This window comes from Paracoccaceae bacterium (assembly GCA_033344815.1).
In the GTDB taxonomy this organism is placed as follows: domain Bacteria; phylum Pseudomonadota; class Alphaproteobacteria; order Rhodobacterales; family Rhodobacteraceae; genus Roseobacter.
The window spans coordinates 3,370,875-3,382,574 of record JAWPMR010000001.1; the positions used below are offsets into that span (position 1 = coordinate 3,370,875).

At 60.2% G+C, this 11,700-nt stretch carries 10 protein-coding genes; 2 read left to right on the forward strand and 8 right to left on the reverse strand.

Annotation, left to right across the window (positions count from 1 at the left end; all coding sequences use genetic code 11):
* Positions 1–314 precede the first annotated feature (314 nt).
* The 7 genes from R8G34_15625 to R8G34_15655 all read right to left on the reverse strand — a co-directional run bounded on the left by R8G34_15625 (position 315) and on the right by R8G34_15655 (position 7,810).
* A complete protein-coding gene (locus tag R8G34_15625) occupies positions 315–755 on the reverse strand; it encodes a hypothetical protein (GenBank protein ID MDW3224286.1) in 441 nt (146 codons plus the stop codon).
* Between the two features lie 267 nt (positions 756–1,022).
* Complete coding sequence (locus R8G34_15630) at positions 1,023–1,964, reverse strand: DUF2493 domain-containing protein (protein MDW3224287.1); 942 nt, start codon at positions 1,962–1,964, stop codon at positions 1,023–1,025.
* A gap of 289 nt (positions 1,965–2,253) precedes the next feature.
* On the reverse strand, positions 2,254–3,336 hold the full coding sequence (locus R8G34_15635) for a toprim domain-containing protein (protein MDW3224288.1): 1,083 nt from the start codon (positions 3,334–3,336) through the stop codon (positions 2,254–2,256).
* 60 nt (positions 3,337–3,396) lie between these two features.
* Positions 3,397–3,876 carry a hypothetical protein gene (locus R8G34_15640; protein ID MDW3224289.1) on the reverse strand — a complete coding sequence of 160 codons (480 nt, stop codon included), beginning with the start codon at positions 3,874–3,876 and terminating at the stop codon, positions 3,397–3,399.
* A gap of 11 nt (positions 3,877–3,887) precedes the next feature.
* Positions 3,888–4,364, reverse strand: coding sequence for a hypothetical protein (locus R8G34_15645; protein ID MDW3224290.1), 477 nt, complete (start codon positions 4,362–4,364; stop codon positions 3,888–3,890).
* 76 nt (positions 4,365–4,440) lie between these two features.
* Positions 4,441–6,495 (reverse strand): ParB/RepB/Spo0J family partition protein, encoded by a 2,055-nt coding sequence (locus R8G34_15650; protein MDW3224291.1) that lies wholly within the window; start codon positions 6,493–6,495, stop codon positions 4,441–4,443.
* Between the two features lie 121 nt (positions 6,496–6,616).
* On the reverse strand, positions 6,617–7,810 hold the full coding sequence (locus tag R8G34_15655; GenBank protein ID MDW3224292.1) for a DUF932 domain-containing protein: 1,194 nt from the start codon (positions 7,808–7,810) through the stop codon (positions 6,617–6,619).
* A gap of 262 nt (positions 7,811–8,072) precedes the next feature.
* Between R8G34_15655 and R8G34_15660 the strand changes: the two genes are divergently transcribed.
* Together R8G34_15660 and R8G34_15665 are read left to right on the forward strand one after the other, a co-directional pair.
* Positions 8,073–8,459, forward strand: a complete 387-nt coding sequence (locus tag R8G34_15660; protein MDW3224293.1) for a helix-turn-helix domain-containing protein — start codon at positions 8,073–8,075, stop codon at positions 8,457–8,459.
* Positions 8,459–9,688, forward strand: coding sequence for a type II toxin-antitoxin system HipA family toxin (locus R8G34_15665; GenBank protein MDW3224294.1), 1,230 nt, complete (start codon positions 8,459–8,461; stop codon positions 9,686–9,688). The genes R8G34_15660 and R8G34_15665 overlap by 1 nt, the downstream gene beginning before the upstream one ends.
* Before the next feature lie 11 nt (positions 9,689–9,699).
* Here R8G34_15665 and R8G34_15670 read toward each other — a convergent pair whose 3' ends face one another.
* Entirely contained in the window at positions 9,700–11,424 is a 1,725-nt protein-coding gene (locus R8G34_15670) for an AIPR family protein (protein MDW3224295.1), read from the reverse strand.
* Positions 11,425–11,700: the final 276 nt, after the last annotated feature.

Below are 11,700 nucleotides of genomic sequence, written 5' to 3' on the forward strand. Positions count from 1 at the left end.
GCAGAGATGATCAGCGGAGAACTTAGCGACCAAAGGCCACCCACGGGGTCCGGCACCATCGAGTGCCCGAAAATCGTTACGCGTCTCAGGTCAAATGACCCGCACCTTCAGCGTTCCAAACAGCCTTTGCGAGACCGCTGCCGCCGCAGATTGTGAAGTGCCGCGCTGACCGGAGCTGTCTCATTGACAATCGACGTGGCTACGCTGCGTCATGGCTCCAACTGCAAATCCGCGCGGTCATCGTTTTGTCGCCCATCGAAAACGCCGAGGGTTAAGCGACAGCCCTGATCCTCTTTCCGGCCAAGCCTCGATGACTAAGCTTCGCTGGCCGTTTCAGTGCGTGGATTGGGTGGGACTACGCCTGCCATCCGAAACAATGCGGTGACGCCGACTGCCACGGCACCGATGATCGCGACCGCCATCTGCAACGTCTCGGAAGGTATCGCGAGCCTGGCGATGCCAAGGGTGGCAGCATATCCGGCAACGGCAGCGGGACCAGCAAACAAAGCTGCCACGACAACACGGACCCAGAGCGGACGCGCAAAGGCGAACAGAAGCTGGCCAAGAATCGCCACCGCACCCGCGACGGCAGCGCCCAAAAGGAAACTTGCGACAGGCCCTGATCCAGTCTCATAGGCCCACAGTCCGGCCGTGACGCCTGCCAACAGTGGCAACGCGTAGACCGCGAGAGTGAATACGAGCCAACAGAGAAACCCGATGGTGACGAGCAAAAGGACGATATTGAGGACAAGCATGGTGAATGCCTCCGTGCAAACAGGGTGAACGGTCGCGCCTGCCACCCCCACCTTGGCGCAGGATCATGATAGCTCAGAAGGCGGATTCTTGATAGTTTCGAGCGCTTCGACCCAAAGTGATCGGCGAGAAATTGCAAACCGCCGTCGGGCTGGATCTAATGGCACGAGCGCGACACAAACTCGGCTAATAAAACCTGATCGGTGTTGCAAATAGTGTTGGGGAAGTTTTCGCATCTGGATGCTCAATTTTACCGATGGGTGCAGCGCTTACGCGCTGCCTCCCTTGCGGAAATCGAAGGCCTTAATGCCCAGTTTGCGGGCCTTGTCAGCGAAATTGTCCTGAATGCCGGTGCCGGGAAAGATGATGACGCCGATGGGCAGGACGTCCAGAATTTGATCGTTGCGCTTGAAGGGGGCGGCTTTGGCGTGGCGCGTCCAGTTGGGCTTGAAGGCGACTTGTGTGACCTTGCGGGTCTCGGCCCATTTGGCTGCAATCAGTTCGGCACCGCGCGGTGATCCGCCGTGGAGCAGCACCATGTCGGCGTGCTTGGCGTGGACCTTGTCGAGCGTGTCCCAGATCAATCGGTGATCGTTGAATTCGAGTCCACCTGTAAAGGCGATCTTGGTGCCGGCTGGCAGATGGACCTCGGTATCGGCGCGGGTCTTTGCGGCAAGGAAGTCGCGGCTGTCGATCATTGCCGCGGTCAGATTGCGGTGATTGACCCGTGACCCGGAGCGGGTCGACCAGGGCGATCCGGTCAGGCGCAGATAGTGATCGGCGGCGTGGTCGCGGAAGACCTCCATGCAGTCGCGGCGGTCGAGCAGTGACTGGCCGGTTGCAATCAGATGTTCGAGCTGGACGGATTTGACCTCGGATCCGTCCTGTTCGCGCTGGCGGCGTTTCTGCGCCTGTTCGTTATCGTCCAGTTTGCGTTCTATCCGGTCGGTGGCGCGGTGGAACATGTTGACTGCCGACCAGAGCATCTCGTCGAGATCGGCGTCGAGGCTGGTGTCGGCCATGGTGGCGACGAGGGCGTCGAAGATGTCGGAGACTGCGCCTATGATCAGGCGGTCTTCGGGGACGTCGCGGGGGTCGGGGTCGTTTTCGGAATGGCGGTAGCCGTAGAGTTCGAGATCGCTGCAGATGGCGTGGGTTGCGGATGCGTCGTGATGTGGCTCGGCATCGCTGTTGTGGGGATCGGCGTACATTGTGTGCTCCTTCGTCGGTTTGACCGCGACCGCCGCGGCCTTCATGGCGCCGAAAGAGGGCAGGCGGTGCGGGCCTGCACCCGCATGGGCCGAAGCGCAGCGGAGGAGGGCTGAGGCCGGTTCTTTTGTCTCGCGATGCAAAGCGCCCGCTTGGGCGCGGTGGAAAAGAACCGGGCGCAGGCCTTGCGGGGCTGTCCCGTTTGCCGTCCGGTCGCCCTCCCAAGAAGGCCGGGGTCGCGGGTCTCTCAGACCCTGGAGCACCTCCTTTGCCGGTCCGAGACAGGGTGCACTAGCCGGACGCGGCCTCGCGCGCGGTCAAGGCTGCAGCATTCATGAAGCGGGCGACGTCTTCCGGCGCGACCTGAACCCGGAGCATGTCCCGGAGTTGATCAACGCCTAGCAGGCGGAGATCATCGTTGAAATCACCCAAGTGCGGCGACAGGGTGATCGCCTCAATGCCCGCATCCTCAGCGCGTTGCGTCAGTCTGGCCGATGCGCCGTTACCGGCTGGATCGTTGTCACGGGCGATATAGAGGCGTCTGAGGGATGGCGGAAACCGGATGGCGGCAAGATGGGCAGCGGACAGCGCGGCGGCCAACGGTAAACTGGGCAGGATCATTCTAAGCGACAGCATGGTCTCGATGCCTTCGCCTGCCGCCATGACCTCTTGTGCTGTGCCAAAACGGACAGCGTTGCCAAGTAGATTGCCCATCGCACGTCGGGGCGTGTCGATTGGGGCCTTGCCCAAGTTCGTCTCTGAGAAGCCGTCCGGATCAAGCCAGGTGCGATGCGCACCGGTAATCGCACCATCGAGATCGGTGACAGATGCAATGAGGGCAGGCCAGGTTTCGGTCTCGCAATGCCGATCAGGACGGTAGTAGCAGCGCGGATGAAACCGCAGGCTTGAAATGTCGGACAATCCCGTCAGTCCACGGTTGTGCAGGTATCCTTCGGCCAGCGTCCCGGTAATCGCTTGCGACATAGCAAATAGTCGTCTGGCTGCTTTCGGGGATCCTGTCGGCGCTTGGTCAGATCGGGAGGCGGTGTCGCCTGAGCTCTCTGGCAGCGGCAGGCTGAGAAACCGCCGGGTCTCCAGCGCGACATCAGCAAAGTCGACAAACCCGCAACTTTCCCGAATGATGTCGAGCAGATCGCCGTGCTCGCCTGAGGCTGCGTCAGTCCATTTCCCTGCGGCTCCTTTGCCCGAGATCGGCCCTTTCAATCGTACGAAAAGGGACCGTCCGGGCGTGTTTCGAACATCACCGACCATCCAGTAATGGCCCTCGCGCTTGCCGTTCGACAGATAGTGGTGACAGACCGCTTCGGCGTTACGGGCAAGCGCTTCGGTCAAATCCGCAATGGATCGTGACATGACGATACCTCCAATGAAAAAGGGCCCACTTTGCAGCGGGCCCAGTGGGGAGTGAAGTCGTCATTCCGCGGCGGTGCACTGCTTGTCCTGCCTCGTGCTTTCAGGATCACCGGAACTATCGTGCCGGTCGATAGCCGTTTTGCCGTCGTTTCTGCGCTCGGCTGCGATGGGCATGATCACCGGCACGTCAGGAACGGGTTCAACCGTTCCGTGGAGTGGTTGCGCGCGACCCATCCATGGTTCAGGGCGGATGCAGCGCACCCAGTCCGCAAAGCACGGGATGAAGCCCAGATCCTCGATGACATGCTGCTCGCCGATCAATCGGACGGGAACCTTGCGCCCGGTCGAGATTGTTAGCGTCGCGCCAAAAAAGCGTTCGGCCATAAAGATGCCCTCGGCGTGGTGCCTGAGCGCGCGGTGCCGAAAATCCGCTGTGATGAGCTTGCTTTCGTCAAACCAGCTGTGCAGGGCCAGATAGTCCTCTGCCACGCCGCCAAAGCGCCGCGCGGAAGAGAGGGCGTGATGCCAGGGATGTGCCATGTCGCCCTCCCTCAGAATGCGTGTTCGAAGGACTCGACGTCCTCGAACCGCTGGTTGTAGTCGAGTGTGATCGACTGGTTCGCGACGTCGAATACGAAAGTGCCGAATGCACCTTCGTTGTTCTCCCACCCGCCATGGGTTTGCGTGAGGCAGTCATAGGCGAAATACTCAATAGCATCGTGGACGGACATACTGCGCTCGGTCGGGTCGGTGTCCCGCCATCCAATCATAGTGAGGGTGACGGTTGTCTCTGGCAGAGGCACGTCCGCCCCGTCCGCTTTGGCGTCGATGCTTTCGATCTGGCCGCTATCGCCGTAGCCGTCGAAGCTCACGTCAACGCTGGTGATACCGGCGGTGGACAGCGCAGTGAAGAGGGCGGCTTTGTTGGCAGGCCTGATGGCAGCCTGGGCCGCTTCGCGTGCCCGTCGTTCGGCGTCCCAGGCGGCCACGTCGAAGGCTGGGGCGGGTGTTGTGGTCGGTTCGGTCATCGGAATTCTCCTGTGCTGAGAGAGGAAGGACCCGGCACGACGGCCGGGTCCGACATTGAGATGAAGGAAAGCCGGGTTACTCAGCGGCGACGGCTTCGACCGGTTCGGTCCCGGCTTCGTCGTCCGCGTCGGGTGCCTCTGCCGCATCAGGCTCGTCCGCACCAGTGTCTTCTGCTTGGATTTCGGAGAATTCCTGCCCCGGCGTGCGGAGCGGGTCCGGCAACCAACTACTGCCTTCGAGCAACGCATCGGCAGCCGTGATCATCTCAGGCTTTTTCAGCCCAGCGATCCGATCGGCAGCATCATCGCCCTTGGCCTCCCGCGCCGCTTCAAGGATTTGCGCCTTGGTCACGCGGGCGAGATAGACATCAACCGTCGGGGTCCAGCCGACCGCCACCATGTCGAGGTTCAATGCAGTGGCTAGAACATCTGCATGTGCCAAAGCCCCAGGGCGGCGATTGTAGGCCTCATGCACCGCGTTGAGCGTCAGCGATACACAATGGGCGAAGAGGGCCTGACGGCTGTCACTGTCGAAATCGATCAGTACGTCCCAGAGGTCTTCCGGTGCCTTGGGCAGGTGTTTCGCCCAATTCGCGTGTCGCGCTTCGATGGCTTGGGCCGATGCCGTATCGGCCAGACCGGGGGCCTGTGCCGAGAAGGCGGCGCTCCGGGGATCGATCTCGATGCAGCTGTTTGACCCATAGCGGTAAAAGAGCTTGAGCGTCAGCACATGTAGCGCCGCCACGAAGGCGATGTGCGGATCGCCCGCCAGTGCGTCGCGCAGGGCCAGAGTCCGATGTGCCGTCAGTTCCGTAACGAGGCGGTCCGAGAGCGGTTTGATGCCATCGTCTTCGTCCTCCTCGTCGTCAGGTGCGCCCGCGTCGGGATCGATGTTGGTCTCGTCGACGTCCTTGTCGCCCGCATCCCCACCGGAGTGATCCTCAGAGGGGATGGCTGGTTCATCTTCCGGACGCACATAGCCGCGTTCGACGCGCAGCCGCCCCGAACTGTCGATGCTGACGAAGGCCCCGGCAATGGCCAACTCGTCCTCCTCGAAGTGGACTGGACGGTCCTGCAGTGCCTCCATAGCAGTCTCGATCTCGCCCAGCCGTGCGTCGACCTCCTCGGGCAATTCGTCGGCCTCGGCATGATCTGCCTCAAGCTGGTCGAACTCCGCCTTGAGCGCGTCGTAGGTCGCAGCCTCCTCGTCGCTCATCGGTTCGGCCTCGCCTGCAATGCGCCGCATGCCGAAGGTGTGGCCGTAGGGAAAGTCGGTATCCACCTCGACCCAGTGCCAACCTTCGGCCTGAATGGCTTCGGCGTCTTCGCGCAGTTTTTCGGTGACCATCAGCTCGAGCAGACCGGCATCCTGCAGCCAGCCGCCATCATCGGTCTGGAACAGATCGCGCAGGATCGCACCACCTGCGTCGACATAAGCGTCCAGCCCGACATATTGCGCGCGCTTGTCCGAGGCCCGCACGGCGCCCTCGGTCAGCATGCGGCGGATTTCATAGGGCTGTTTGGAATAGTGCCGCTGCAGCGCTTCCCAGACCTGCTCCTGCCGTTCATGATCGGGATTGACCGTGAACGCCATCAGCTGGTCGAGGGTCAGGTCTTCTTCGGCATAGGCATCGAGCAACGACGGTGCGACGGCGGCGAGCTTGAGCCGCTGCTTGACGATGCTTGCCGATACGAAGAAGGCCGCCGCGACCTCCTCTTCGCTCTTGCCCTTCTCGCGCATCGCCTGAAAGGCGCGAAACTGATCCAGCGGATGCAACGGCGCGCGCTGGATGTTTTCGGCTAGGCTGTCTTCCTCGGCGAGGCCATCCGTGCGGATGATGCAGGGCACGGGCGCTGTGCGATTGAGGCGCTTCTGCTTGACGAGCAGTTCCAGCGCCCGGAAACACCGCCCGCCTGCGGGGATTTCGAACATGCCGGTCTCGGTGCCGTTCTCGTCCAACACGGGCCGCACCGTCAGGCTGGCCAGAAGGGTCCGCCGCGCGATGTCCTCGGCCAACTCTTCGATCGAGACGCCGGCCTTGATGTGCCGGACGTTGGACTGGCTGAGCAGGAGCTTGTTGAAGGGGATGTCGCGCGAGGCGCTGAGGGTGATTTTCTGTTGCTTGGTCATCGGGGTTCTCCGCGACGGGCCGGTCGGGAACCTCTCTCGACCTTCAAACCCGTCACGAAAACCCGGCCCACCTCTTCCTCTGGGGAAGGGGCGGACCGGGGCGATTTGGGCACGACAGGTTTCAGGCGGCGCTTTCCAGAAGTGTCTTGGCGCGGGTTTCCATCTCCAGCCGCGCGTCCTGCTGCGGTTTGTTGCGCGCGACCGCCGTGATGCCCTGCACGAAGTCAAAGACGCTTTCGGGCGGGCGACCTTCTTCGGTCAGCACGGTGTCGATGATCGTCGTCGCCGCGGTTTTCGAGAAACCGCGCTTGCGCAGGAAGTCAGACCGATCTTCGTCCGACCGCGCCACGATTTTCTCCCGCGCCGCGCGGATGCCGTCGATGAACGGCGCGGGTGACGAATTGGCGAAGTTCTTGAGCGCAGGGGCAGCCTCGTGGGCGAAACGGGACGCGGCGTATTTGGAATGGCGGATCTTGATCTCCTGGAAATCTTCGACGCCCCAGAGATTGCGGTTCTGGCAAACCGCGCGCAGGTAGAAGCTGGCGATGCCAAGGGTCTTTGCGCCGACCTCGGAGTTCCAGCAGTAGAACCCTCGGAAGTAGAGGTCGGGTGTGCCATCGGGCAGGATCCCGGCCTCGATCGGGTTGAGATCGTCGACGAGGAAGAGGAAGACATCGCGGTCCGAGGCGTAAAGCGTGGTGGTGTCTTTCGTCACATCCATTCGCGGGTTGTAGATGCCAGTCGACCAGTCGAGCAGGCCAGGGACCTTCCAACGCGTGTCCCCAATGCCGTTGCCCGCGATGCGTTGGACGGCGGAGACAAGCTCGTGATCGTAGATGCGGCCATAGTCGGGCCCGGTCACGGCACGCAGTTCGGTGCGCCCATCTCCGGTTTCCAGCGTCTTGATCTGTTCCTCGCGGTGATTGGCCAGTCCGTACTGAAGGTTAATCCCAGCAAGTGGCGCGGGCAGTTGCCGCAAATAGGCGGCAGGCGCGCCGACGAGGCTCGAAAGCTGGCCAAAGCTCCAATGCGTTGGTGCAATCGGCTCATCAGTTCCGGGCAGGACCAGCCCCAGCTTCTCAGGGTTGTCACGATGCGCCTCGACCCGGATCGCCGCACTCTCCACCGTCCGCGTCCGGCTCCGCTCGGCCCGGCTCTTGACCGAGGCGAACAGTTCGTCGAGCGACAGATACCGCTCGTCGTCCGGCCGCGAGAACCATTCGGACGACACGCGGTCCACATTTTCGCCGCGCGACACATCCACCTTGTAGCCGCCGCTGGCGTCACGCCCGGCCTCGATAATCTGGGTATTCATCTGAAATCTCCCGCGACGGGCGGCCGGGAGCCTCTCTCTCGACCTTCAAACCCGTCACGGGAACGGCCGCAGGCCTCTTACTCTCAGGGCGCGTTGTGGACACCCAGAATAGGGGTTGGTTTTGCGCTGGCTCGGCCATGCCTGTGGGCCTTGAACTTATGCTGTACTATGGCATCGAGCGATACCTTGAGAATAGTTGTCTAAATTCGGTTTATATGCTAACGGTCATATTTGACGTATAAATAGGAATTGGCCGTCAGATATGGTAGTTAAGATAAGCTCACTGACCGCACGACGCGCGCTTGAAGCTCTGGGTAAGAACATCAAGACGGCGCGCTTGAAGCGGCGTATCTCCGTAAAGGGGTTCGCCGAGCGCGTCGGTGTGTCTGAAAGCACAATCATGCGGCTGGAGAAGGGCGATGACGGGGTCAGCATCGGTACGCTTGCGATGGCCTGCCTCGTCCTTGGTGAGATCGAGCGCATTGCGGAGTTCCTCGATGCCGGATCTGACGATACCGGGCTGCTCCTTGATCGGGAGGCGCTTCCCAAGCGGATCGACGGAATACGAAAATCCGGGCAGGAGTCATCGGGCAAAGACCAATTAGGCCCCTCACCGGATCTGGACGATGAAGAAGGGGTCGGTTTCTGATGCCTGAGGCGATCGTCGCCCTCGGAGAGGGCAAACGCATTGTTGGACGCCTACGCTTCGATAGCGACGGCCGACGTCAGCATTCACAATTCGAATATGCCGACGATTGGCTGGCGGCTCACGACCGCTTCGCACTGTCGCCGGGATTGCCTCTGCGTGAAGGCAGCCACTTCAACACCGGGAAAGAGGACAAGCGTTCGGCGCTATCTGGATGTTTCGCTGACGCCGCGCCGGATTCCTGGGGGCGGGCTTTGATGACCAAGGCGCTTGGCGGCGGTCTCAGCGAGTTCGACTATCTGGTGCTGTCTGATGATCGCACGCGGCAAGGCGCGTTGCGGTTTCTTGGCGAGGACAAGGAGCCACTATCCAACCTGACGCCGCCGATCCCGCGACTGGTCGACCTTGAACGTTTGCGCGGGCTCGCGCAGCGGTTTGAACGCGACCCTTCCGGTGCGGAGGAAGAAGCGCGGGATCTGGCTGGTATTGCGGGCTCATTGGGTGGTGCGCGTCCGAAGGCCAATGTGGAAGGCGATGGCCATCTCTGGATTGCTAAATTCACCTCTGCGCAGGACACCAAACCTGTCGAACGCGCGGAGGTTGCCACCTTGAAGCTCGCGGCCATGTGCGGGCTGCGGGTTGCTGAGGCGAAACTGGAGCTGCGGGACAGCGATAGCCCGATCGCGCTCATCCGTCGGTTTGACCGGCGCGGCGCGACGCGCATTCCCTACATTTCAGCTCGAACCGCGCTGGACTGGCAGGGTGACGAAGGCGGCTTCTACACGGACATTGCCGACGTAATCCGGCAGATTTCCAGCAAGCCCCTCGATGATCTGCACGAACTTTGGCGACGGATTGTTTTCACGATCCTTGTGTCCAACAAGGACGATCATCTGAAGAACCACGGCTTCATCTATGCTGGCGGTGATAGATGGCGGCTTTCGCCGGCTTTCGACATCAATCCCTCGCCATCGCGTCACAGGGTTTTGGAAACGGGTATCGTGCAGGGTGGCGCATTCGACGCGTCCCTGGATATTGCGCTCGATGCCTGCGGTTTTTTCGACATGGAACCGGCTCATGCCAAACAGGAGGTACTTAACATGGCGAGGACGGTTGCAGGCAATTGGAAACAGGCATTGCGCGACGAAGCGTCAACTGCGGGCGATTTACGGACCTATGCTGAAGCATTCGAGCATGCGGAAATCGAAACGGCCTTGAAACTGACGCTGTAAAACTTTGAAAGTCAGTCTCTAAATCCGAGTTTGCGAGCCTCAGCGAGAATCTTGTCTCCATGCATGGCCTGCTTTCGGGACGGAGCCTTGCTGCTGCCAGCGAGCTTGCCAAGGCTGAATGATAGACTTCGTTGCCATGGCTGTAGTGATTGCGTGTCCTTTGCCCAAGCCGATAGCGCAAACCAGGTATCTGCAGAGATTTTGGAGACTTCGTTGATCAATTCGGATTCTTCCACGGTCGTCTGCTCTTCAAGTGCATGCTTCGTGTTGCGTGCTTCAGCCTTGTCTCGACTTATCAGTTCCGCTTCGAGGGAGGGTGGAATCTTGATTTTGGTGTCACGAAACTTCTCCCAGCAGGCCTCCTTCTTGCACCACTCCGTGACGTTCTGACCACCGGGTGAATTGGTGATGTGTTCATGGGCATGAACGCATAGGTCATCGATGAAGCTTGAAAGTACAGGTGAGAGGCCTTGCAAGCTCCAGATCGCATCGAGGTCGATCCGTTTCGCGGTGCTGTGTGATAGCCATGCAAGAGTATAGGTCACGATGTTCGCTCGATAGCCTCCGAACTTTCGCCGAGAGACGATCCGCTCTGTTTCTCTGAACATGATGGCACGCCCGACTGCGCGTTTGAAAAACGCCTCATCGGGCAAGAACTGTCCACGCCGATCGAGGACATCCATGAAGTCGAGGTAGCATTTTTGGGCACCACGACTGACGATGCTGGGCAATTGCGACCAAGTGTGTTCGAACTTGGCAAGGTCCGTCTTCGAAATCATTTGCCTTCGCGGATGAATCGCCTCGAATGCCTTGCGTTGAGCAGGTGTTCTGTTCTGCGCCAGCGCGTCGTGATACTGGCCCCGCGCTCGTTCGTAGAACCAACGCGATTGGCGTTGCATGCCGGGTGCCGGTGGAGCCCAGATCGACCTCGAGAGCTCTTCCATCTTGCGATGAAATGCATGATTTGACGAAAAGTCCGCCATGTTCACTTTGTTCTGATTGTTGGCAGACTGGGAGATGCGTGGTGCGATTTCCTCGACGTTGCCGCCGGTCAGGATCTCCGTGATCTTGACCGGTACCTGAAGGCGACTTGCATCGGCAGAGTCCTTGCGAGAGGCACGAAATATCGATCCTGTTGTCTGCCCGCCATTGACGATTTGGAAGTCTTCAGCGGAAATCAGATCCGCCGTCCCGTCGCCATGGTCCCTGATGACCAGTCCAGATGCTGTCACCGATAATCCATTGTTGAATGCAAGAAACATCTGAGGTTCATCAAGGATAGTCTTGCGAATGCTCTGGTTAACCTTCCCCCGCAGTTGCAGAAAGCTCCGCACATTGCGTTCAAGCAGCTTTGGCCCAAAGCGCTTGTACATTTCCACGAGTACATCTCCCGGAATAACGGCCAAAAGGCAGCGGTAGCCCGCATTCTCCGGTTCGGACATTATGCAACGAAGGGGGCTCCCGCCCATTTCCGCAAAGTTGACCTGTATCGCTTCGTGGCCCAAGCCTGAAGAAACGGCGCGATGGATACGCCGCAAGTCCCAAAGATGGCTGGATATCTCGATCCCATGGAGCGTGTCGTTCTCAATTTTTTCGATGCGAGCCAACCCATCAGTGATCACAAAAAGGCGGACGTGGCTTATTTCCTTTCCGGCCTGCCAGATTGATCGGGCCATGTCATAACCGTCCAAGGCTTCTTCACGCCTTTCGTGTATGCCTCCGATGGCCTTGTCCAAGAATGTGAGCAGACGCCTAAACCCAGTGTCGATCTCCGCCTTCGAGGTAGTGCCCGCTTCGCCATCGAGTTGCGGTATGGTCAGGAACAGGTCCAGTCGATCATTGTCTTCAGACAGATAATACCCGCTGCATCGCATACCGCGCGCTTCGAATGGACAAGCAATACCGTCGTCAATTTCGCCGGCATCAGACAGATACCCTATCATGATGTCGGTGAATGCCTCAGCGCGAAGGGCACCATCCTCAGCTGCGTCTGCGCGCGCGATGACATCCTG

Coding starts and splice junctions, on each gene's coding strand:
- R8G34_15665 (MDW3224294.1), top strand. CDS start 8,459: ATGCCTGAGGCGATCGTCGCCCTCGGAGAGGGCAAACGCATTGTTGGA.
- R8G34_15635 (MDW3224288.1), bottom strand. CDS start 3,336: ATGTCACGATCCATTGCGGATTTGACCGAAGCGCTTGCCCGTAACGCC.
- R8G34_15660 (MDW3224293.1), top strand. CDS start 8,073: ATGGTAGTTAAGATAAGCTCACTGACCGCACGACGCGCGCTTGAAGCT.
- R8G34_15640 (MDW3224289.1), bottom strand. CDS start 3,876: ATGGCACATCCCTGGCATCACGCCCTCTCTTCCGCGCGGCGCTTTGGC.
- R8G34_15625 (MDW3224286.1), bottom strand. CDS start 755: ATGCTTGTCCTCAATATCGTCCTTTTGCTCGTCACCATCGGGTTTCTC.
- R8G34_15650 (MDW3224291.1), bottom strand. CDS start 6,495: ATGACCAAGCAACAGAAAATCACCCTCAGCGCCTCGCGCGACATCCCC.
- R8G34_15630 (MDW3224287.1), bottom strand. CDS start 1,964: ATGTACGCCGATCCCCACAACAGCGATGCCGAGCCACATCACGACGCA.
- R8G34_15655 (MDW3224292.1), bottom strand. CDS start 7,810: ATGAATACCCAGATTATCGAGGCCGGGCGTGACGCCAGCGGCGGCTAC.
- R8G34_15645 (MDW3224290.1), bottom strand. CDS start 4,364: ATGACCGAACCGACCACAACACCCGCCCCAGCCTTCGACGTGGCCGCC.